Origin of the sequence: Bradyrhizobium sp. 604_D8_N2_3, assembly GCF_051810765.1 — a bacterium.
Taxonomy (GTDB): Bacteria; Pseudomonadota; Alphaproteobacteria; order Rhizobiales; family Xanthobacteraceae; genus Bradyrhizobium; species Bradyrhizobium barranii.
The window spans coordinates 4,459,443-4,479,557 of record NZ_JBPWPM010000001.1 but is presented as its reverse complement, the minus strand read 5'-3'; the positions used below and the strand labels follow the sequence as shown (position 1 = coordinate 4,479,557).

The 20,115-nt window shown below is 64.9% G+C and carries 30 protein-coding genes; 11 read left to right on the top strand and 19 right to left on the bottom strand.

Annotated elements, in window-relative coordinates; genetic code table 11:
* The first annotated feature begins 111 nt into the window (after nucleotides 1-111).
* Complete coding sequence (locus tag AB7245_RS21210) at nucleotides 112-375, top strand: GCG_CRPN prefix-to-repeats domain-containing protein (RefSeq protein WP_071914415.1); 264 nt, start codon at nucleotides 112-114, stop codon at nucleotides 373-375.
* Nucleotides 376-442: 67 nt separating this feature from the next.
* On the opposite strand, the gene AB7245_RS21205 is transcribed toward AB7245_RS21210, so the two are convergent.
* Nucleotides 443-949, bottom strand: a complete 507-nt coding sequence (locus tag AB7245_RS21205) for a hypothetical protein (RefSeq protein ID WP_063983570.1) — start codon at nucleotides 947-949, stop codon at nucleotides 443-445.
* Between the two features lie 346 nt (nucleotides 950-1,295).
* Here AB7245_RS21205 and AB7245_RS21200 point away from each other — a divergent pair, with 346 nt between their 5' ends.
* Nucleotides 1,296-2,090, top strand: a complete 795-nt coding sequence (locus AB7245_RS21200; RefSeq protein ID WP_439034854.1) for a transglycosylase SLT domain-containing protein — start codon at nucleotides 1,296-1,298, stop codon at nucleotides 2,088-2,090.
* A gap of 258 nt (nucleotides 2,091-2,348) precedes the next feature.
* On the opposite strand, the gene AB7245_RS21195 is transcribed toward AB7245_RS21200, so the two are convergent.
* From AB7245_RS21195 to AB7245_RS21180, 4 genes are all read right to left on the bottom strand, one after another.
* Nucleotides 2,349-2,561: a hypothetical protein gene (locus AB7245_RS21195; RefSeq protein WP_354121591.1), complete on the bottom strand. Its 213-nt coding sequence runs from the start codon at nucleotides 2,559-2,561 to the stop codon at nucleotides 2,349-2,351.
* A 230-nt stretch (nucleotides 2,562-2,791) separates the two neighbouring features.
* The gene (locus AB7245_RS21190; RefSeq protein ID WP_071914421.1) at nucleotides 2,792-3,073 is read right to left on the bottom strand and encodes a hypothetical protein; all 282 of its coding nucleotides are present in this window, start codon (nucleotides 3,071-3,073) and stop codon (nucleotides 2,792-2,794) included.
* Between the two features lie 66 nt (nucleotides 3,074-3,139).
* Complete coding sequence (locus tag AB7245_RS21185; RefSeq protein WP_439034853.1) at nucleotides 3,140-3,823, bottom strand: cell envelope biogenesis protein TolA; 684 nt, start codon at nucleotides 3,821-3,823, stop codon at nucleotides 3,140-3,142.
* Nucleotides 3,824-4,076: 253 nt separating this feature from the next.
* A complete protein-coding gene (locus AB7245_RS21180; RefSeq protein ID WP_439034852.1) occupies nucleotides 4,077-4,613 on the bottom strand; it encodes a helix-turn-helix domain-containing protein in 537 nt (178 codons plus the stop codon).
* A 287-nt stretch (nucleotides 4,614-4,900) separates the two neighbouring features.
* On the opposite strand from AB7245_RS21180, the gene AB7245_RS21175 reads away from it, so the two are divergent.
* Entirely contained in the window at nucleotides 4,901-5,251 is a 351-nt protein-coding gene (locus AB7245_RS21175; protein ID WP_439034851.1) for a zinc ribbon domain-containing protein YjdM, read from the top strand.
* A gap of 20 nt (nucleotides 5,252-5,271) precedes the next feature.
* Here AB7245_RS21175 and AB7245_RS21170 read toward each other — a convergent pair whose 3' ends face one another.
* The 3 genes from AB7245_RS21170 to AB7245_RS21160 all read right to left on the bottom strand — a co-directional run bounded on the left by AB7245_RS21170 (nucleotide 5,272) and on the right by AB7245_RS21160 (nucleotide 7,159).
* Nucleotides 5,272-5,673 carry a VOC family protein gene (locus tag AB7245_RS21170; RefSeq protein WP_028161191.1) on the bottom strand — a complete coding sequence of 134 codons (402 nt, stop codon included), beginning with the start codon at nucleotides 5,671-5,673 and terminating at the stop codon, nucleotides 5,272-5,274.
* A 72-nt stretch (nucleotides 5,674-5,745) separates the two neighbouring features.
* Nucleotides 5,746-6,666, bottom strand: coding sequence for a DMT family transporter (locus tag AB7245_RS21165; RefSeq protein WP_439034850.1), 921 nt, complete (start codon nucleotides 6,664-6,666; stop codon nucleotides 5,746-5,748).
* Nucleotides 6,667-6,742: 76 nt separating this feature from the next.
* Complete coding sequence (locus AB7245_RS21160; protein ID WP_439034849.1) at nucleotides 6,743-7,159, bottom strand: nuclear transport factor 2 family protein; 417 nt, start codon at nucleotides 7,157-7,159, stop codon at nucleotides 6,743-6,745.
* Between the two features lie 122 nt (nucleotides 7,160-7,281).
* On the opposite strand from AB7245_RS21160, the gene AB7245_RS21155 reads away from it, so the two are divergent.
* Nucleotides 7,282-7,863 carry a bifunctional transcriptional activator/DNA repair enzyme AdaA gene (locus tag AB7245_RS21155; RefSeq protein WP_439034848.1) on the top strand — a complete coding sequence of 194 codons (582 nt, stop codon included), beginning with the start codon at nucleotides 7,282-7,284 and terminating at the stop codon, nucleotides 7,861-7,863.
* A gap of 25 nt (nucleotides 7,864-7,888) precedes the next feature.
* Here the strand turns inward: AB7245_RS21155 and AB7245_RS21150 are convergent, their stop codons facing one another.
* From AB7245_RS21150 to AB7245_RS21140, 3 genes are all read right to left on the bottom strand, one after another.
* Nucleotides 7,889-8,035, bottom strand: a complete 147-nt coding sequence (locus AB7245_RS21150) for a hypothetical protein (RefSeq protein WP_167541704.1) — start codon at nucleotides 8,033-8,035, stop codon at nucleotides 7,889-7,891.
* A 283-nt stretch (nucleotides 8,036-8,318) separates the two neighbouring features.
* Nucleotides 8,319-8,573, bottom strand: a complete 255-nt coding sequence (locus tag AB7245_RS21145; protein ID WP_028161188.1) for a hypothetical protein — start codon at nucleotides 8,571-8,573, stop codon at nucleotides 8,319-8,321.
* A 208-nt stretch (nucleotides 8,574-8,781) separates the two neighbouring features.
* Nucleotides 8,782-8,946 carry a Flp family type IVb pilin gene (locus AB7245_RS21140; RefSeq protein WP_028169565.1) on the bottom strand — a complete coding sequence of 55 codons (165 nt, stop codon included), beginning with the start codon at nucleotides 8,944-8,946 and terminating at the stop codon, nucleotides 8,782-8,784.
* Between the two features lie 307 nt (nucleotides 8,947-9,253).
* Here AB7245_RS21140 and AB7245_RS21135 point away from each other — a divergent pair, with 307 nt between their 5' ends.
* On the top strand, nucleotides 9,254-10,576 hold the full coding sequence (locus AB7245_RS21135; RefSeq protein WP_439034847.1) for a hypothetical protein: 1,323 nt from the start codon (nucleotides 9,254-9,256) through the stop codon (nucleotides 10,574-10,576).
* Between the two features lie 5 nt (nucleotides 10,577-10,581).
* On the opposite strand, the gene pdxY is transcribed toward AB7245_RS21135, so the two are convergent.
* The 3 genes from pdxY to AB7245_RS21120 all read right to left on the bottom strand — a co-directional run bounded on the left by pdxY (nucleotide 10,582) and on the right by AB7245_RS21120 (nucleotide 12,926).
* Nucleotides 10,582-11,400: a pyridoxal kinase gene (gene pdxY, locus AB7245_RS21130; protein ID WP_439034846.1), complete on the bottom strand. Its 819-nt coding sequence runs from the start codon at nucleotides 11,398-11,400 to the stop codon at nucleotides 10,582-10,584.
* 144 nt (nucleotides 11,401-11,544) lie between these two features.
* On the bottom strand, nucleotides 11,545-12,186 hold the full coding sequence (locus tag AB7245_RS21125; protein ID WP_439034845.1) for an FMN-binding negative transcriptional regulator: 642 nt from the start codon (nucleotides 12,184-12,186) through the stop codon (nucleotides 11,545-11,547).
* Between the two features lie 107 nt (nucleotides 12,187-12,293).
* Complete coding sequence (locus AB7245_RS21120; protein WP_439034844.1) at nucleotides 12,294-12,926, bottom strand: TetR family transcriptional regulator; 633 nt, start codon at nucleotides 12,924-12,926, stop codon at nucleotides 12,294-12,296.
* A gap of 97 nt (nucleotides 12,927-13,023) precedes the next feature.
* On the opposite strand from AB7245_RS21120, the gene AB7245_RS21115 reads away from it, so the two are divergent.
* The 3 genes from AB7245_RS21115 (at nucleotide 13,024) to AB7245_RS21105 (ending at nucleotide 14,825) form a co-directional block, all read left to right on the top strand.
* Nucleotides 13,024-13,689, top strand: coding sequence for an O-methyltransferase (locus tag AB7245_RS21115; protein WP_439034843.1), 666 nt, complete (start codon nucleotides 13,024-13,026; stop codon nucleotides 13,687-13,689).
* 222 nt (nucleotides 13,690-13,911) lie between these two features.
* Nucleotides 13,912-14,256 carry a DMT family transporter gene (locus tag AB7245_RS21110; RefSeq protein WP_439034842.1) on the top strand — a complete coding sequence of 115 codons (345 nt, stop codon included), beginning with the start codon at nucleotides 13,912-13,914 and terminating at the stop codon, nucleotides 14,254-14,256.
* Nucleotides 14,256-14,825, top strand: coding sequence for a TetR/AcrR family transcriptional regulator (locus tag AB7245_RS21105; RefSeq protein ID WP_247310929.1), 570 nt, complete (start codon nucleotides 14,256-14,258; stop codon nucleotides 14,823-14,825). The genes AB7245_RS21110 and AB7245_RS21105 overlap by 1 nt, the downstream gene beginning before the upstream one ends.
* 12 nt (nucleotides 14,826-14,837) lie before the next feature.
* Here AB7245_RS21105 and AB7245_RS21100 read toward each other — a convergent pair whose 3' ends face one another.
* Nucleotides 14,838-15,200, bottom strand: coding sequence for a hypothetical protein (locus AB7245_RS21100; RefSeq protein WP_166353032.1), 363 nt, complete (start codon nucleotides 15,198-15,200; stop codon nucleotides 14,838-14,840).
* Nucleotides 15,201-15,288: 88 nt separating this feature from the next.
* Entirely contained in the window at nucleotides 15,289-15,495 is a 207-nt protein-coding gene (locus AB7245_RS21095; protein WP_166096363.1) for a hypothetical protein, read from the bottom strand.
* Between the two features lie 111 nt (nucleotides 15,496-15,606).
* Here AB7245_RS21095 and AB7245_RS21090 point away from each other — a divergent pair, with 111 nt between their 5' ends.
* A complete protein-coding gene (locus tag AB7245_RS21090; RefSeq protein ID WP_176400468.1) occupies nucleotides 15,607-15,885 on the top strand; it encodes a DUF3551 domain-containing protein in 279 nt (92 codons plus the stop codon).
* Between the two features lie 15 nt (nucleotides 15,886-15,900).
* Here AB7245_RS21090 and AB7245_RS21085 read toward each other — a convergent pair whose 3' ends face one another.
* Together AB7245_RS21085 and AB7245_RS21080 are read right to left on the bottom strand one after the other, a co-directional pair.
* A complete protein-coding gene (locus AB7245_RS21085; protein WP_224580733.1) occupies nucleotides 15,901-16,128 on the bottom strand; it encodes a hypothetical protein in 228 nt (75 codons plus the stop codon).
* A 239-nt stretch (nucleotides 16,129-16,367) separates the two neighbouring features.
* Nucleotides 16,368-18,290, bottom strand: coding sequence for an FAD-binding monooxygenase (locus tag AB7245_RS21080; RefSeq protein WP_439034841.1), 1,923 nt, complete (start codon nucleotides 18,288-18,290; stop codon nucleotides 16,368-16,370).
* 102 nt (nucleotides 18,291-18,392) lie between these two features.
* On the opposite strand from AB7245_RS21080, the gene AB7245_RS21075 reads away from it, so the two are divergent.
* Nucleotides 18,393-18,857 (top strand): MarR family winged helix-turn-helix transcriptional regulator, encoded by a 465-nt coding sequence (locus AB7245_RS21075; RefSeq protein ID WP_071917490.1) that lies wholly within the window; start codon nucleotides 18,393-18,395, stop codon nucleotides 18,855-18,857.
* Nucleotides 18,858-18,978: 121 nt separating this feature from the next.
* Nucleotides 18,979-19,410: a COG4315 family predicted lipoprotein gene (locus tag AB7245_RS21070; protein WP_439034840.1), complete on the top strand. Its 432-nt coding sequence runs from the start codon at nucleotides 18,979-18,981 to the stop codon at nucleotides 19,408-19,410.
* 67 nt (nucleotides 19,411-19,477) lie between these two features.
* Here the strand turns inward: AB7245_RS21070 and AB7245_RS21065 are convergent, their stop codons facing one another.
* A complete protein-coding gene (locus AB7245_RS21065) occupies nucleotides 19,478-20,095 on the bottom strand; it encodes a L,D-transpeptidase (RefSeq protein WP_071917491.1) in 618 nt (205 codons plus the stop codon).
* Nucleotides 20,096-20,115 lie beyond the last annotated feature (20 nt).

Below are 20,115 nucleotides of genomic sequence, written 5' to 3'. Positions count from 1 at the left end.
AGAGCCTTGGTGCCAAGAACCTTGATGCTATGCTGCGCGGTGATCGGCCGGCAGGCCCTCGGCCAGATCTGTGCGACGTCACGACGGGCCTCGGCATGAAGGAGCAAGCCCATGACCAGGCACCTTTCACGCGTCCTGTTGACCCCAATGATGCTTCTGTTTGCAGTCTGCGCGGCCAGCGCCGCAGACGGCTGCGGCACCGGTTGCCACGCCACCGTTTCCGGCGCGTGCGTGGTCGATGGCTGGGCAACGGGTGCGCGGGTCTGGAATCAATGTCCGGCCACGTCGCGTGCGCGTCCGCCTTGCGGCGGTTCAGATTACGTCTGGGACTCTCGCAAACGGGCTTGTTTCCCGTCGACGCGCGATTGGCTTTGAAGCCCAGCCCGCAGGATGGGGCGCGCGAGCGCTCACCCCATCCTGCGAACGACGCTCTACGCCCGCCTCACCGTACCTCGCACACCGACACCGTGGCTGCGATCCCGGTCGGCTCGAGCTCTTCCGTCGCAAGCTCCTCGCTGCAGTACTCGCCGACCGAGACGTCCTTCATCCTGCGCTTGACCTGCTCGCACGTCTTGCGGACGTCTTCCGTGAAGAGCGCGCATTCCTCGATGCGCTTGAAGATCTTCCGCCCCTCGTCGCGATACCCCGCTGCCGTCTCGCGCATGAAGGCGATCGCATCATGGACCTGGGCTGTCAGCGCCTCGCATTTTCGCGCGGCATCGATCAGCTCGGCGCCCATGGCCTCGATCTCTTTCGCAGCGGACTCATAGTCACGAATGACCGCCTCTGCACTGAGCGCGCCCACGCGCGTGACCCCCTCGGTGTGCTCGACGTAATCGGGCAGCGCAATTGAAGCAATCGAGCTTCCCGTGCGCACCGATGCAATGTCCGCCTCGAGCTGGACCAAGTTTACGCCTTCACGTCTGCGCAATTGTTCGACACTTGCCATGATTGACCCTCCCAATACGCTCCCCGTACCCCAAACGGCGCTGAGTGTATTACGTGGATAAGCGACCTTCTAATCAGATATGTCGTTGACAATCGCAGCTTTGCCATTTTTGTGCAGTTGCCGCCGCGGCACGCAGCGATGATGGATGTCATCAACGCTCAACCTCTCATAGTTGCGGTTCGAATTGCGGTGACGGTGCACCCAACTCTCAGAGGACAGGGACGAATCGTTGCAGTGATACCCCCACACGATCCATAGGATGGGTGGAGCGAGTCTATCCCCATCGACCCCGTCAGGTGATGGATTTCGCAAAGCGTCAACTCATCCACGCGCTCCCACCAGACCCATGCCACGAAAAAGCAAACGCCTCCTCCCCCGCCTTCGCAGCGTCCGGCGAGGCGCCCGGTGGATGCGAAAGAGGTTCGCGCGCGCACCGCGGATGGTTCGGATCGCAGGCAGCGTGGCGATCCTGCTTGCGGTCGCAGCGTTTGTGAACATCGTCTATCACGTCATCCGCAAGCCGACCGAGCTGTTCGTCCTTGTCGGCAACGCGCTCGACAAGGAGCCGGCCGAGAACTGGCGGCAATACGGGCCGCTGTTCCGAAGCTTTTCCACCGCGACGATCACGCCCGAATTGCTGGCGGCGCTGGCACAAGTCGAGAGTTCGGGCAATCCGGTGGCGCGTACCTACTGGCGCTGGCGATTGAGCCTCAATCCGCTCGCGATCTACCGGCCCGCCTCCAGCGCCGTCGGCCTCTACCAGATGACCGATCCGGCTTTCGCCGACGCCGCACGGTTCTGTGTCCGCGGCAACGCGGTCACGGAGACCGGCTGCGGGTTCAAGGGCCTCTACACCCGCGCGATCCCGAGCCACGCCATCGAGCTGGCATCGGTGTATCTCGACCGCAACGTGGCTGACGTTCTCGCCCGCGCGGGCGATGTGAAGGCAAGCCGCGAGCAGAAGCAGGATCTGGCCGCCTTCATCCATCTCTGCGGCGCCGGTCCCGCCACAGCCTACGCGCGCCGCAAGTTTCAGATGATCGCCGACGAACGCTGCGGCGATCACTCGGTTGCAAGCTATATCGCCAGGGTCAACGCGATGAAGCGGCAGTTCCTGCGACTATCGGCGGATGACCCGTAGGGTGGGTTTGCCTGCGGCTGCGCGAAGCGCACCAGCCTAGACATTCATGGTCGCGAGGGCGCGCGCTTCAGCGGGCTGGCCGGCGCTTTGAGGCGCGTTGATATCCTTCCAACACTCATCGCTTTCCCAACGCTCGCTTATGCGAGGCTTGCCGCGAAGAAGGCGCAACCAGTGCCTTGCCAGCCACGAAGATCATGCGTTTTGGCAAAGGCTCAACCCGTCCCTATATGCGGGTGCTTTCCGCCGCGCGCTTGCGCCCTACCTGATCTTCGCCAGGCACTCCTTCAGCCGCTCCAGCTCCGAACGAACCTGCGCTTCCATCGCGTCCTGCAATGCGAGTATGCCTCTGCTGGACAATTCGGCGGAGGCCTTTCGGTCCAGATTCTGCTTCCAGTCCCGGATTGCTTGCTTCGTGGCCCTTTGGGCCTCCGACGTCGCCTTGAGGTACTCCTTCATGCAGGCGTCGGCCATTGAGCATGTCTGGCACTCCTGGGCGGCGGCCGGGCTCGAAAGAAGCAGGGCGAGTATCGCGGTAGGGACTCTCATGCTGATTCCTCCCGCCCAGGAGCATAGCACGTCTCGGGGATGCCTCGAGGAGCAGCACGTAGGATGGGAGGAGCGCTTGCGAAACCCATCGTGCCGCGACAGCTATCGATGGGCTTCGCTTCTCGTCTATTCCGCTCCGCGTCCGTCGGCGGCCTTTACCACCAGTACGGCCACCGCCATCCCTCATAGCGGACCCATGACGACACATAGGGCGGGCCGTTCGGATCGACCCGGTCGTCTTCAGGGCGATAACGATATCGTGGAACAATGTAGTAATCCCACGGCGTCGGCCTGAGCACGGGCGCCGTGACGATAAGCCTCTGCTGTGGTTCGCGAACCACTTGGGCCTTCCGCGTCCGGGCCTCAGCGCCCGATATCCCGAGGTTGCACAGCACCAGGGCCGTTCCGAGCGCACACGCGGCGGTGATGATCTTCATGCGTTGGTCTCCTTCCCTGGAAGAGTGCAAAAGGACGCAAGGCAAGGCAAGCTAAATTCGCTCGCGCTACGTGCGCGCGCGGCGCAGAGCCTCCTCCAGCTTTTTCCTTTGCTTGTCCCACCGGCCCTGCTCGGCCTCGGCGCGTTCGTCGAGCACAGCCCGCTCGGCTTCGATCGCCTCCGCCTTCGCGGCGTGCTCCCGCCTCGCCGCGTCCAGCGCCGCCTGGGCCGTGGCGACCGCCTTGTCGCGGCGCGCGCGCTCCTTGGCGAGGGCGACCTCTTCCTTGCGTCGCTCGGCGTCTCGCCGCCGCTCTTCCTTCTCGAACGCCGCGGCGGCTTTGCGCGCGTCTTGATCGTCAATCTTGCGTGACTGTTTTGTTACGCCCTCGGCCGGACGCTGCTTCGACTTGGATTTGGACTCGGGCTTGGAGTTGGGTTTGGGTTTTCGCTTGGCCTCATCGTCGGCGAGATCGGTCGGCAGCGCGGCGCTCACGGTGAACGGGCCGCCGGAGCCGACCGGGCGCCGGAGCACGACGCCCGGGCTTGCCATGGTCGCCGCGACGATGTCGGGGTCGTCGGTCTCCTTCGCGGCGCCCTGATGGAAGAGGTTGGAGCTGGCGCCCCAGGCCTCCAGCGCCGCCTTCATCGAGGGTGCGGCGACCGCCTGGTCGTAGAAGCCGAGCGAGGTCCGGTAGGTCTTCAGTTTTCTTTGCGGTTTTCTTGTCGCTTCGCTTTTCGGTTTTTTCGGCATGTCGCCCCGCGGCCCCGGCGAAGCACCTCTCCGTCGCACCGGCGCCACCATGCCATAGTGCCCCTGTTTTGCCCGACGAGTCAAATTTTATTCGGGATCACCGAAATCGATCCGAGGCAAGCAACGACCGGGATTGCCGACGGAGCAGCCCAATATTCGGTCCCGCAGACCCCTGAAATCACACGAGTTTTCTACGGTGCATGGGGTTGTTTTCGACATTCTTGTTGGCCGCGCAGTTCCGCGACGTGTCTCCCTACGCCGCGTCGACGTCCTCAGGCGGCGGACCTGCGACGAGCCCGTCGAGGCCGACCATCAGCAAATCGGCGATGTGCATCAGCTGGTAGAGCGGAATGTCCGCCTCGCCGTTCTCGGCCAGCGCCAGGAAGGCGGGCGTGACGCCGATGCGCTCGGCGAGCTGGACTTCGGTATAGCCGCGGGTCTCGCGTGCCGCTTTAACACGCGCGCCGATCCCGAGCCGGTGCCGGGACTGCTCGTCCGCGGTCATCATGACGGCCTGCTCGTCCGGGCTCGCATAACCCTCGGCGAACGCGGTGCCGATCAGTCTGCCTTTGCGCCAGGCGACGCGGCAGTCCTTGCGCAGTCCGCTGCTGAAGACCAGCGTGAACTGCTCGGCCACCCATAGCGACGAGTTGAGCTGCAGGCGGGCGCCGGTGCCAGAGACATCGCGGATCGTGCAGGGCACGCTGACGAGGCTGCCGGTGCCGTTGTCGAACTCGACAATCCCGGTTCGCAACGTCTGATGTCTGGCAGCGGCACGATGCTCGCTCATGACCTGGACTCCCAAAGCTTGCGGCAGCACCGAACGGCGTAGCCGACGCATCCGTATGATCAGGACATGGATACCGCGGAATTTTTCCCGAACTCCTAAGGCCCCGGCACTTCAACCGGGACCGGACGCCATGGTAAAGGATTTGCTCCCAATCCATCTTTTCCGGCGGAATGCGTGCGGCGCGCCCGTTGGAGCGTTTTCGAGCGAAGTGGATACCGGTTTTCGTAAAGAAAACGCGCCAAAACAAAAACCTGGAGCAAAGGCTCTAGGGCGTGACGAGGCAAGCAATGACCGAACCGATGAAATGCCCGAACTGTCAGTCCGAGCACGCCTATCAGGACCGCGATCTCTGGGTCTGTCCGGAGTGCGCCCATGAATGGCGCGCTGGGGGCGATGCGGCCACTCCGATCGCGCAGGAGGCCGGCGTGTGCGATGCGCATGGCAATGCGCTCGCCGATGGCGACAGCGTCATCGTGATGAAGGACCTCAAGGTCAAGGGGTCGTCGTCGGTCGTCAAGGGCGGCACCAAGGTCAGGAACATCCGCCTCCAGGATGCCACCGACGGCCACAACATCGCCTGCAAGATCGACGGCATCGGCGCGATGAATTTGAAATCGGAGTTCGTGAAGAAGGCCTGAGCCGCCCGCGTCCGCTCGAGCTATTCCTCCAGCAGCGCGTCATACCCCTTCGCGCTGAACGCCAGAAGACAAAACCCGTGCCCGAACGGATCGGCCAGCATGGCGATCCGGCCATAAGGCGCATCGCACGCGGGCGCCTCGAGGATCGCACCAGCGGCAAGTGCGCGCGCGACGGCGGCATCGACGTCGTCAACGACGACGTCGATATGCAGCGGCGTCCAGTGCCGCTCGTAGCGGCGGCGGTCGCTGCCCGCGCCCGGTGTGCCGGCCTGCTTGGTCAACAGATACAGCGGCGCGGGCCAGCCCAGCAGCTCGACGAAGTCGGTGCCGAAGCGGCGGCCGACCGTCAGGCCGAAGGCGGCGGTGTAGAAGGTGGTCGCTTGCGCTGCGTCGGGAACGTCGATGTTGAGCAGGATGGTCATGGCGGCAGCGTAGCCCGGCTGGAGCGGACGCATAATCCGGAATCTTGCCGCACCTCCGATCGCGCTATGCGATCACCGCTGCCGCTGCGCCAGATAGAACCCGCACAGCACCGTGACCAGACCCGCCACCTGCAACATCGTCGGCGGCTCGCCGAGCAGCAGCCAGCCGACCAGGAGCGTCAGCGCCGGCACGCAGGCCGGGATCACGGCGGCGCGGGCGACGCCGAGGCGCTGGACCGAGACGGCGAACAGATAAAGCGCGGCGGGGCCGGCGAGCACGCCCTGCGCCAGCGCCTGAATGGCATTCTCGGTCACGCCGATCGCCGCGACATGGGCGAGACCGACGGTGGCGAGATAGATCGGCAGCAGCAGCAGCGACAGCACATTGATGACGAGCGCGGCCGACACGGCGGAGACGCGCCAGAGCCGCAGCAGCGCGCCAAAACCGGCGAACATGAATCCGGTGAGCACGAAGACCAGATCGCCGAACACGCCGTCAGCTCCGATATGCCCGATCGATTCCGCGCCGATCACGCAGAGGCCGCCGACGATGACCAGGGCGCCGGCAAGGCGCGAGGCGGAGATGTGCTCCTTCAGCACGACCGCGGCGAGCAGGAGGCCGCCGAGCGTCGCGCATGAGGGCTGGATGACGCTGCCGTGGCCGAGCGGCACGAACAGGAATCCGGTGTAGGAGATCAGCGACATCACGGGACCGCCGAGCACCATCAGCACAAGGCCCCTGCCCCAGCCGATGCCGCAGAGATCACCGATGCCGGCGCGCGCGACCAGCGGCAGGAACGCGATGCCCGACCAGACATAGCGATGCACGAGCAGATCGACCGGGGTGAAACCGACCCTGAGGCCGTGCCGCGTGCCGGCAAAGCCCAGCGCCCAGAACAGCGCAGCCGACAGGCCGCAGACGACGCCGAGTAACGCCGGCGCCGCATCGTTCTTCTGAATGAGAGCGTCAGCGCCGCTCGTTCGCTGATCCATGGGGAAGCCTTATGTCAGCGCGTGAGCCGCCTCAACCCACGCCGTTGCAGGTCTGGCACGCAGCGTAGCCCAACCATCAGGCCTCCTCGCCGAACACCATCCGCCATCCCTTGCGCGTGTCCATGTATTCGCGCACCTCGCGAATGCGGTCCCCGGCCACCGTGAACACGAAGCAATAGTCGTTCTCGTAGGGCTTGCCGCCCGCAAGCGTGGCACGCATCCGCTCCTCCACGATCACGACATCGCCGTCGGCGTAGACGCCGCGGAAGGCGATATCGACCTCGGAAAACATCCTGTGCATCTCCTGCGCGATGAAGCGCGCGATCGCTTGCGCGCCCACCATGTGATCGGTGTGATCGAGCGCGACGGCGGTGGCGTTGCCCTTCGGCGCGATCCATTCGGCATCGTCGGTGAAGAGTGCGGCGATGCGGCCGGCATCGCGCGACGAAAAGGTCTTCCAGGCGTTGATGACGATGTCTTTCGGGCTGGTCACGGCGCGCTCCAGAACTGGCATTGAGGGGGCTTGCATCGAGGGCCGCCTTCTAGGCCGCCATGCGCGTTGCGGCTCGCCACAATCGGACTCGGTCATCCCGCGGCCCTTCCGCCCGCGCGGGCATGCGCTATCATCCGGCCATGCTGAGTTTTGACGATTGCAACGCCGCGCGCCTGCGCAGGGATCCCCGCTATGACGGCCGCTTCTTCACGGCGGTGAAGACCACGGGCATCTATTGCCGCCCGGTCTGTCCGGCCAAGCAGCCGCTGACGCGCAACGTCGTCTATTACCCGACGGCGGCCGCGGCCGAAGCCTCTGGATTCCGGCCCTGCCTGCGCTGCCGTCCTGAAACCGCGCCGTTCTGCCCGGCCTGGAACGGCACGCGTTCGACGGTCGCGCGCGCGGTGAAGCTGATCAACGAGGGCGCGCTCGATGAAGATTCGGTGGTGACGCTCGCGATGCGGCTCGGCATCTCCTCGCGTCACCTGGCGCGCTTGTTCGAACGTCATGTCGGCGCGACGCCGCAGCAGCTTGCCAAGACGCTGCGCGTCCAGCGCGCAAAACGCCTGCTCGATGGCGGCGAACACACCATGACCGACATCGCGTTTCAGGCCGGCTTCGGCAGCCTGCGGAGATTCAACGCCGCGTTCGCCGAGCTCTATGGAAGATCGCCGTCCAGCCTGCGCTCATCGAAGCGTGCGTAGCCCGAATCGAGCTGCGCGAGTTCGCTCAGAAAAATCCGGGGCTGAGATCGAGCCCATAGGTCAGGCTCAGCACGAACACGAACAGCGCGGCGGCTGCGAACAATGCAAGATGCCTGAGAATAAACGCGCGCGGCGAGGTGGTGGCAATAACTGCTTTTTGCGCAACGGGCATGACGGCTCCATTATGAAAACGGTTTTTGGCCGCCACTAAGCGGCGCCCGCATCAGGCGCCGCGATCTGCAAAGCAACTATTAAAGAGATCACACTAGTCTTGAACGGCCGTACACAACCGGCGCGCGACGGCGATTTTTCTTGCCGCAACTTTCTCAACCCGCGCACGGCCGCGCCTGAACGTGGCTCGCTTCTCAAAAAAAAGACCGCGCTCCTGAAAGGGAACGCGGTCCATGCAGGCTCGGGAGGAGACAAGCCTGTTTCATGTCTTCAAGCGATTGAGATCAGCGGGCCGTACCCGTCGTGACATCCGCGGTCTTGACCTTGCGCGGCGTCAGCACGCGGGCCTGGTGGACCGAAGCGACCGTGGTCGGCACGGTTGCCTGCTGCTCGACATGCGCGGCACCGAGCACGCGCACCTGCAGGGGGGAGACCGGAAAACCGTTGGCCTCATAGGTCGGCAGCTCGGCGGCGAAGGCCGCGGTGCTGCCCGCGATCGTCAGGATGGCGGCGGCGATCGACAGAGTCTTCTTGTTCATTGGTGATGCTCCTGAGTGGAAGGTTCGGAGCACATTTAAGCGCGTTTTGCTGCATTGCGACATGCTCTGTTGCATTGCAACAGCGCGCCCGCTGCATGGCAATATGTTTAATGCGCACAAGCCCTTGGTCGAAGCCCCACCGGACGCGACATGACACTTTTATGAGCGGCGGTCAGGCACCGAGCACATGCCCCCGCGTCCACGAGGCCTATTTCAACGCCGTCGCCAGCGATTGCAGCTTAGCCACGAGATTGGTGCCGAGCGCATAGATGATCTCGATGATCGCCAGCGCGATACCAGCTGCAATCAGGCCGTATTCGATCGCGGTGGCGCCGGATTCATCGGCGGCAAATTCGGTCAACAGGCATTTCAATTTCACAACTCGTATCCTTCCAACTCTACCGCACATTGCCGGCACGGGAGAGATACCAAGCCGCAATCCAAGATTGAGTAAATTCAATCCCTTCAATTTGATGACAATGAATGGCTGCCGATTTTCAGCCACTTGCCGCGCCTGAAACCGCAGGGAACTTGCGTTGCACCTCGGCAACACCCGCCCGAAAAGCCCCGTTTCGCCCATTTGCGCCATTGCGCCGCCACACCATCCTCCGAACAATCGACGCGTCGCGTGCCTGGCTGTGCAAGATTGGTTCGAACAGAACCGTTTGGAGGCAGGGATCATGAATGATCGGCGGTCTCTTCTGGTGGCGGTCTCGTGCCCCTCGGCCGTTTTCGCCGGCTGGCTGGCGCTCTCCCTGTCCGCCTACGCTCCGGCCCTCATCGAAAAAAGCAGCGCCAATGCTTCCGCCGTGTCGCGCGCGAAAGATCTTGGCCGGCTCGAACTCGCCGACGTCCCGCATGCTGCGGCCATTGAGGATGGCATCGCCCTGACCGCCGATATCGCGGCCGCTGTCGCTGCGACGCCGAATCCGGATCCGGCCCCCGAGGCCGCAACAGCCGAGATGCCCGCCGCCGTCATCAAGCTCGCCTCGGCCGATCCGGCCCTGATCTTGCCGGCGGAAGCACCGCCAACGCTACAGATTTCACCTGAACCCGCGCCCGTCCTCAGCGAGGTTGCACCAGCAGAAGCCGCACCGGCGCCGGAGCCCGTGGTCAAGCTCGCCTCCGCCGATCCCACCGAGATCGTGACGACAGATGAGCTGTCGCCCGCGGCGATCGCGACCGGCCCAGCGCCTGCTGCGAGCAAGCCCTCGCCGCCGGCCGACACAGTCGCCGTGCTCGATGAGTGCTTTGTCATGGACGCCTGCATCGACCGCTACCTCTGGGCGCTCTACCAGCGCACGGCGAAGGAGGACTCGATCAAGGTCGAGGACCGCCGCGCCGTTACCGTCAAGCGTAGGGGCAAGATGGTCACGGTGATGCGCAGCTTCACAAAGCTGGTCGATCAGGATTTTGGCTGGAAGGATCCGAAAGCGGCCGAGCGCGCCAGCATGCCGATGATGGATTACGTCATCGGCGGCATGGACAAGAGCTTCAAGCGAAAGCTGTTTCGCATGCTGCTCGCAGCCGAGGCCGCCGGCCTGTCGCCGGGCATCACCAGCGCGTTCCGCGACGACTACCGCCAGTCGATCGCGAGCGGCCTGAAGGCCGCCTCCGACCGCTCCTATCATGGCGGCAGCACGCGCGGTGGCTACGGCCACGGCATGGCAGCCGACATCGTCAGCACCCAGGGCAACAACCGCGCGCAGCGCTGGGTCTCGACCGAAATCCTGTGGAAGTGGGTTGACGCCAACGGCAAGGCATTCGGCATTGGCCGGCCCTATCTCGGCCGCGATCCGCCGCATGTCGGCCCGGTCGACGGCCAGGAATACATCTCGAAGCGTGGCACGGGAGACCGCAAGGAAGCGACCAACGTGAGGTCCAAGAAGGTGATGCGGGCCGCGGCCCACGCAAAGCTGCGAAAGACACACGCCGCGCGCGAGCAGAAGGGTTTGGCCAAGCCGCAGAAGTCGGCGCAATCGGCCGGCAAGCGCGCGACCTGACCCTGTTACGGCTTCCGCCCGGGGATCGGCAGCGGTACGAGGCGCATCTCGGCGGTGCCTGCGTCTTGCGTGCGCACCAGCACCGCAAAGATGGTTTCGACCGAGAGCCGTACGGCCGCCTGCGTCGCCTTTCCCTTGGCCAGATGCGCCGCAATCAGGCCGGTAAGGAGATCGCCGGTGCCTGAGGGGCGGATCGGCAACCGCGGCGTCGCAAAGCGCGACAGCTGGCCGTCGGCGCACAGGATCGTCTCCACCTGCCCTTCTGCCGTGTCAGCGAGCGTGCAGCCGGTAGCGACGACATCGATGCGACGTTGCCCCGCCAGCGCCGCGCAGGCCGTGCGCAGGCCCAGCGTGTCCGCGATCGTGACGCCGGAGAGCAGCTCGAGCTCGAACTGGTTCGGCGTGGTCAGGTTGGCGGCAGGCAGCAGCCGGTGCTGCACCACGTCCAGAATGCCGTCGGCAACATAGACGCGGCCGTCATCGCCGATCACGGGATCGCAGAGATAGACCAGCTTCGAATTCCGCGTCAGCGCCCGCTCGACGAAGTCGGCGATCACCGCCGCATTGCCGGGGGAGCCGAGATAGCCGGTGACCAGCACCGCGGCCTCGTCGACGAGGTCGCGCTCCTCGACGCCTTTCAGGAGATCGGCGACGAGCTCGGTCTCCAGCACCCGCCCGCGCAACGTCGGATAGCGCGGATGGTTCGACAGCAGCGTCGTCGGCACCGCTGCAACGTTCACGCCCTCCGCCTGCATGGCATAGGCGGCCGCGCTGTTGCCGACATGGCCGTGGACCACCTGGCTTTGAATGGAGATGACGAGCATTGAGAGGTCCGTAAGATCAAATGCCGAGCGAAGCAAGCGTAGCAGGAACGGCTCGCGTAGCCCGGATGGAGCGAAGCGTAATCCGGGGTTCTCAGATCGCGGCATGAATCCCGGATTACGCTGCGCTCCATCCGGGCTACAAGTTTAGAGCATCTCATACCCTAGCCCCGGTCGCAGCGCCTGCATCTTCCGCGCCAGCCGCCGGTGCCCCGTCTCCTCCGACCGCGCCAGCCGGTCAGCGACCACGACATGGTCCGCATCGCTCTTGTGCTGATTGAGCTTGGCCTGCCCCTCGACGGTGTCGACCACGAGATCGACGACCCGGATCGCAGCCAGCATGCTCTCGCGCTTGCCCGGCTCCATCTGCGCGAGGTCCCAGGGCTGCTTCGGCAACCGCGCCTCGGACACCGCAAGCAGCGCATCGCCATGCCCGCGGTTCTCGTCCAGTTCGCGCAGATGCGCCACGCCCGACAGGTGCACGGCCTCGTAGAGCCAGGTCGAGACATTGTCGCGCGAAGAGTACCAGTCGTTGGAGATGTAGGCGTCGTCGCCGGCAACGATCAGCAGGAAGCGCCGCGTGCCGTCCGCAAGCGCAACGAGCGGATTCTTGGCGGTGAAATGGATCTGCACGATCACCTGCCCGTTGCGCTCGCCCAGCACGAACGGCACATGCGAGGCGCGCGGACCGTGCTCGTCCGCCGCGACGATCATGCCGAAGCCGCGTTGCCCGGCAAATTCCAGCGCGCGCTGCTCCTCGATGCGAAACTGGGGACGAAGCAGATGCATGGCGCGGCGCTCGATGGCTCGAATAGGGGACGGCGAGCGAAGGCTAACCCATGACCCTGCAAAATCTGAAGAATAATCGGCCCGCAAACGCCGATGTCAGCAATGCCTCAGCGCCGCGCCAACGTCGCAAGATAGGCGCAGAACATGTCGGCCATGGCATTGGCATAGGCTGCGATCTCCGTCTCGCTCCGCGTATCTTCCGAAAAACTCTTGCCGACCTCGCTCAGCGTCGCCGTGATCAGCTCGCCGGCGAGGATACGCGTCGCATCCGAGGCTTTCGGCAGCGCCTCCCGCATGAACGCGGCGACGATCCCCTCGCCGGCTGCCCGGGCGTCCTGCGCCTCGGGCGCGTCGCGATACAGCGGTGCAGCGTCACTGAGCGCGACGCGGATCGCGGCCTCCTCGCACTCGGAACGGATGAAGGCGTGGACCAGCGCACGCAGCCGCGCCGGTGGCGGCTTCGCTGCATCCGCGAGGATCCGGCGCAAGAGCTCGCTCGTGCGCCGCCATTCGTCGCTCTGGAGGCGGAACAGGATCGCCGCCTTGTTCGGAAAATATTGGTAGAGCGATCCGACGCTCACACCGGCCCGCTCCGCCACCCGCGCCGTAGTGAAACGCTGCGCTCCCTCCTTGGCCAGGACCTGAACAGCGGCATCCAGAATCGCGGCCACCAGCCCGCTCGATCGGGCCTGTTGCGGCTGTTTTCGTGAGGAAATTGAACGGCTTCGGCGGTCGGCCATGGCGTGCTCGGGCAATGCGAATAGGAAATGCGACGAATTAGTCGTATTTCAATCCCGGCGCAAGCACGCGCTTCTTCGCGAACTCCGGAGACATAAAATGACCACCCCGACCATCACAACGCTTGCGCCGCTGCTGGATCGCCTGTTTGACGAGGCCGAAGCAGCCAGGGGTGCAACACACGCCGCCGTCGCCGATTTGTCCGACGCAGACCGGGCGCGGATGATGCGGAGCAAGACCGATTACCGCGACCTCTACGGACGCTTGAAGGACGCACCGCTCGCGGTCTCGCGCGAGACGGGTCACCTGCTCTACATGCTGGCGCGCAGTTCGCGCGCCAAGGCGATCGTCGAGTTCGGGACCTCGTTCGGCATCTCGACCCTGCACCTTGCCGCAGGCTTGCGCGACAATGGCGGCGGCCGTCTCATCACCAGCGAGTTCGAGCCGTCCAAGGCGGCACGGGCACGGGCCAATCTTTCGGCTGGTGGGCTGATCGATCTCGTCGAAATCCGGGAGGGCGATGCGCTGAAGACGCTCAGCGCCGATCTGCCCGACACGATCGACCTCGTGCTGCTCGACGGCGCCAAGGCGCTCTACCCGGAGATCCTGGATCTGGTCGAAGGCCATCTCAAGCCGGGCGCGATCATCGTCGCCGACAATGCCGACGACAGCCCCGACTATCTCGCGCGCGTACGCAGGCCCGCAAGCGGCTACATGTCCACGCCCTTCGCCGAAGACGTCGAGCTCTCCGTGCGGATCAGCTGACGCTGCATAAAATCGACACTCTGAGCCGTCGTGCGATCTGTCGCGCGGCGGCTTCGTCTTTTCGGCGAAACAGCCAAAACTCCGGCAAACCGCTGCCAACAGGCTCCGGCCTGTCGCAGGCTCGTCACTCACACGTGATACCTCCACCCGCCAAAAGCCATGCTCCGCGTGCTAAACATACCTACCGCGCGGTATCTTTCGCGCGCCACATCTGAGCTCGCCATGACCTCCGCCTTCAATGCCTACGCAGCGCTTGCCCTCGCCATCGTCTTCGAGGTGACCGCGTCCGCCCTCCTGCAGCAGTCCGCGCAGTTCACGCGGCCATGGCCGACGCTGGCCATGGTGCTGTTCTACGTCGCCTCCTTCTACGCGCTGTCGGTGGCGATCCGGGTCATTCCGCTCAGCATCGCCTACGCGATCTGGGGCGGCGTCGGCATTATTCTGACCGCGACCGTCTCCTTCGTGCTGTTCCGCCAGATGCTGGACGCCGCGGCCTTCGTCGGCATCGGGCTGATCGTGTCAGGGGTCGTGGTCATCAACTTGTTCTCGCAGACGACGGCGCATTGATGCCGGCCAGCGCCTACACCCGCGCCAAGCAGCCCGAGCAGGTCCGGCGCGCCCTGCTCGACCATGCCGCGGCGATCGCCATGGATCACGGCGTATCGGGGATCACGGTGCAGGCGGTGGCGGCGGCGGCCGGCGTCACCAAGGGCGGGCTGTTCCATCATTTCGGCAGCAAGCAGGCGCTGATCGAGGGCCTGTTCGCCGATCTCCTCGGCCGCGTCGATGCCGAGATCGACGCCGCTATCGAAGCCGACCCGAAGCCGCGCGGCAGCTTTACGCGGGCCTATGTCAATGCGGTCTTCACCGGCAAGGCCTTCGGCTTTGCGACGCCCTGGGCGGCGCTGAGCATGGTCGTGGTCACAGATCCGTCCCTGCGCCGGCTCTGGAACGACTGGATGAAGGCGCGCCTGAAGCGTCACCGTACGACCGACGCGGCGCCCGAACTCCACGTCGTGCGCCTCGCCGCCGACGGCGCCTGGCTGTCCTACATCACGACGGGACAGACGCGCATGGGCGCGGAGTTGCGTGCCGTGCACGACCGCCTGATCGCACAGACCTATCGGCGCGGATAACCGGAACGACAGCTATTGGCTCTGCACTGCCTTGGGCGGACGCGGCGCGGATTTGGCCGGCTTTGCACCGGACTTGGCCGCCGCGCGCGGCGGCGGTTCGTCGACGGACACCAGATAGGCGGCGAGCGCCTTGGCGGAGTCGGGGCTGGTTGCGTAATGGTCCTTCAGGAACCAGGCGAGCGTCAGGCTGAAGCGCCCTTTCGCCAATCCCCGCGGGCTGCGATGGCAGGTCGCGCAGCCGTCCGCGAAGAGCTTTGCGGCCGGCTTGCCGGCATCGAGATTTTGCGCGGACGCGACCGTCACCGTCAGCGCCGCGGCTGCGAGAGTCACCAGGGGCGCGATCACGTCGCGCCCCGGTCGAAACAGCGAAATCAATGTCGTCCCCTAGAGCGTTTTCGAGCGAAGTGGATTCCGGTTCGCGTAAAGAAAACGCGTCAAAAGAAGAATCGGCCCCGTCGCGCGGTCACGCCGCCGATAGCTGATCGAATTCGGGCGGAGTGTAGGCCTTGCCGTCCGGGTCGGTGATGACGACCTTCCATCCCTCGCTCGCCCATACTTTTGCCTTCGCCACGATGAGCAACCGGCTCTCGCGGGCAAAACTGCACTTCTCATTGTCGCGTTCTGCGACCATCTTATAGGCCAATGCGCATCCCCTTGCGTCGTCCTGCACCCGCTCCCTCGTGGCAGCGGGCTTTGGCGGCAATTCGCCGGGAGCGTGGCAATTTGGTGCCATCGACGGCAGCATTGTGCCCTGGTTCCAACTGAGCGACGGAGATTGATCGTGCGCAGCATCAGAAATGCGATTCTGCTTGTCGCGGGCTTGCCTGGCGTGGCGCTGCTTGCCACCGCACCTGCGCGGGCGCAGACCTACGATCCGCGCTATCCCGTCTGCATCGAGATCTACACCATCGACGGCAGCAGCATCGATTGCAGTTTCACGTCGATCGCGCAGTGCGCCGCGACTGCTTCCGGGCAGTCCGCCCAGTGCTACGCCAACCCTTATGCCCTGCGGAGCCGGCCACCGGGCCCGGGCCCATCGCCGCCGCGACGGAACCGTTAGGGGATCGCGATCCGGTCAGTGGACCCGGATGATATGGGGACGGCCGAGATCGATCAGCCCCTGCACCGCCGAGAGACGGTCGTCCAACGCTGCGATGGTCAGCAACAGGTTGTTGCGGCGCTCGTCGAGCATGCCCATCTCGGCACCGGTGAGCTTCGTGCTCGTCCGCTCCTTGTGAATCCCGTCGAGGGATTTGCGCAGCCCGGCGATCAGGCTGGACAGTTGTTTGGCCTCCTTGGTCATCGACCGCTTCGCGACATTTTGGCGGCGCGTCTCCGCCTGGCTCTGTCTCATCGTCATCCTCCCGTTGCCCCGCTGCCCCGAGTGGATGCTTACAGCTTTGAGTACACATATTACGATCGATGAAATCTGCCCGCGAAGAACTTTCTTAAATTGGACAAGCCGGGAACCTGACTCGAACCAAACGGAAAGCCCTGCGCGAGGACCGGGCTTTCGTTGGCAACGCCAGGGCTGTTTGAGCGTCAGCTCGCTTGCAGCATGAACGCGTCGAAGTACGCCGCGAGCGCAGAAAAAGCGTCGATCGGAAGAACCTGCGCGACATATTGGTCGGGGCGCACCACGACGATGCAGCCAGCCCTCCGATCGATACCGCGCATGGTGAAAACGTCCTGGCCGCTCTTGAGGTCCGGACAGAACATCTTCTCGTAGTCGATCAAGCCGTGTCGCCCCTTGCGCGGCAGCAGCAGCGCCGGCATCGCCTCCACGGCGAGCGCGCGATGATCCTGCTGGAAGACGGCACGCAGGTCGATCACGCTGTCGATGTCGGCTCCAGCGGGCGTATGGCGACGGACCGGCGATTCACGGGCCTCTGCGAGAAAATCACACAGCGCGCGGATCGCCGATCCCGCGGCGGCGGGATCCTCCGCGGGCGAAAACGCGTAGACGCGGAAGCGGCCATCGGCCTGCGCGGCATGGCCGAGATGCACCGGCTTGGCGTCCGCAAGCCGGATCACCGGCGCGGAATGGAAGCGCGTGCCGATGACGAGGCCTTCGGCAAGATGCTGGTGTGATGTCGCGCCAGTGAGGGGCGACGGCCGGTAATGCGTCGCCGTGCCCGCGGTATAGCGCCCGTGCCTGACGAAATAGTCCTGCGTCCTGGCCGCATCGGCACCACCGGCCTTGGCGGCGGAGGCGAGAATGCCCGCCCATTCGCGGTCGAAATCGATCAGCTCCTTCGCCACCGCCTGGCGCTCGGCCGAATAGGAATGCAAGAGGCCCGGTGCACACTGCCCCCGGAGGACGGCGGCGAGCTTCCAGCCGAGATTGAAAGCGTCCTGCATCGAGACGTTCATGCCCTGCCCCGCCTTCGGGCTGTGGGTATGGCAGGCATCGCCGGCGATGAAGATGCGCGGGAGGCGCGAGGCGATCTCGGCCTCCGGAACGTCGTCGAACTTGTCGGTCAGGCGCTGGCCGATCTCGTAGACCGACCACCAGGCGATCTCCTTCACATCCAACGTGTGCGGCTTCAGGATCCGCCGCGCTTTCGCGATCACGTCATCGGCGGTGATGTTTCGATTGGCGACGCGCTCGCCGACATCGAGCTTTGCGAGCTCGACATAGAGGCGGACCATGTAGCCGCCTTCGCGCGGAATGATCAGCAGGCTGCCGTCCTTCGCCGACTGGATCAGGGCCTTGAAGCGGATGTCGGGAAAATCGGTCACCGCCAGCACGTCCATCACGCCCCAGGCGTGGTTGGCGGAATCGCCATGCAGCTCGCGGCCGATCGATCTGCGCACCGTGCTGCGCGCGCCGTCGCAGCCGACGACGTAGCGCGCCCTGATCGTCTCCACCTTCCCCTCATTGCCGGCATCGGCACGTTCGAGGCGCACCGTCACGGCATGGTTGGCGGGACCCGCCGCCGGATCAACCACGAGATCGAGCAGGCGGCGGCTGTAATAGGGCTCGAGCTTGGCCGGCGCTTTGCGCATGACATCGAGAAAGCCGTCATGGATGCGCGCCTGGTTGAGGATGACATGCGGGAATTCAGACAGCCCGTCCTCGACATCCTGCACACGCCCGCTGCGGACGATCGTCTCGGGCTTCCGTTCGTCCGGCTTCCAGAACGTAGTCTCGTTAACCCAATAGGCTTCCTTCAGCACGCGCGCGCTAAACCCATAGGCGTGGAACATCTCCATGGTGCGGCAGGCGATGCCGTCGGCCTGCCCGACCAGCAAACGGCCCGGCTTCTGCTCGACGATGCAGGTCTTGATGTCGCCGAATTGCGCAAGCTGGGCCGCGAGCGTCAGGCCCGCAGGGCCGCAGCCGACGATGAGGACGTCGACCTCGTCAGGCACGGCCCCGGCCGCGCCCGAAGCCAGAATGCGATCGGCGGGATCGGCGATTTCAGGATCGCCCGGCTGAAATCCATTGAGATGGAATTGCATGAGCACCTCTCCCGTCAACGTCTTCTTCGATATTGCTCAGTATGCTGACTATCAGTATACTTGTCAATGATCCGCGCCTTCCCTACCGCAACGGAGAATTCGGTGAAAGACAACAACGACATGCCCGGGCATCTGGCGCGCCGGTTCCAGCAGATCGCGGTGGCGGTGTTTCTGGCCGAGGTTGGCGAAGCCGGTTTCGACCTGACGCCGGTGCAATACGCGGCCCTTGCAACCATCAAGGCCAATCCGGGGCTCGACCAGGTGACGCTCGCAGGATTGATTGCCTACGACCGCACCACCATCACCGGGGTCATCGACCGCCTCGTCCAGAAAGGCCTTGCCGAGCGCCGCGCCTCCAGCCGCGACCGCCGCGCCCGCGAGCTCGAGATCACCGACGAGGGCCGACGCACGCTGCGCAAGATCACCCCGGCCGTGGAGTCCGCCCAGCGCGTCATGCTGCGCGGTCTCAGCGCGAAGGAAAGTGAAGAGCTGATGCGGCTGCTGCGCAAGGCCATTGCCGCCGGCAACGAGCTCAGCCGCGCCCCGCTGCGCGAGCTGGAGGCATGAACCCCGTATTTCTATCCGTAATTGTCGCAGTGCCGCGAAACCTGGAACTAACCTTCGGCTGCTACGGTCGCCAACATTCGGCGCTTAACGCGCGATTAACTTTGCCGCTCGGGAGTTTCGGATGTTCAGGTTCCTCATTGCGGCGACGGCCATCGCGCTCTCGGCCGGTCCTGCGCTTGCCAACGGCCATGGCGGTGGCGACCCTGCTCCGCCGAAGCCCGAGGCCACGACCGCACCGGCGAAGGTGGTCCTGACCAAGCAGGGTCCCACGCTCGTCGACCTCAAGGGCATGACGCTCTACACTTACGAGCGCGACACCACCGGCAAGACGTCGAACTGCAACGGCAAGTGCGCCGAGAGCTTTGTACCGCTGCCCGCAACGGTCGACGCCAAGGCCATCGGCGACTTCACCGTGATCAGCCGCAACGACGGCAGCAAGATGTGGGCGTACCGCTATCGTCCGCTCTACACCTCGCCGGCCGACAAGGCGCCGGGCGATGCCAACGGCAATGCCACGACGCTGCAATGGCGCGTCGCCCGGCCTGAGAACTAGGTCTCAACCGGCAACCCTGCCCACGACGAAAGTCTCGTGAGCAGTGGGATGACCGATCGCACCGCGCTTAGCCGCGCGAGCTAGACCCGGCGTCGACCCGCGCGTTCTGCCCGGGCGGCAGCACCACCACCGTGGCATTCAGCTTCACCCGGTCGAACAGATCGATCACGTCCTCGTTGCGCATCCGAATGCAGCCGGACGAGATCGCCTGCCCGATATATTCCGGCTGGTTGGTGCCGTGGATACGGTAGAGCGTGTCCTTGTTGCCGAGGTAGAGATAGATGCCCCGCGCGCCCAGCGGATTGGCGGGGCCACCGGCGACGCGCGCCGGATACGGTCCTAGCCGCGCCTGGATCTCCGCTGTCGGAACCCAGTCGGGCCATTCCGCCAGACGGCCGACGCGCGCGACGCCGGAGAAGGCCATGGCTTCCTCGCCGACCGCGACGCCGTAGCGGATCGCCTTGCCTTCGGGCAGCACGAAATAGAGGTAGCGCGCATCGGTATCGACCAGGATCGTGCCCGGCTGCTCCTTGCGCGGGTAGTCGACGATATGACGGAGATATTGCTCAGGCACGTTCGCCTGCGCGTAGGGCGTGTGCGCAAGCAACTGCCGGTCGCGCGGCGTCATGCTCGCATCCGTCGATGGAGAAAGCGTCGTCTGCATGCAGCCGGCGAGCGGAAGCATGGCCATGACGAACAATACGA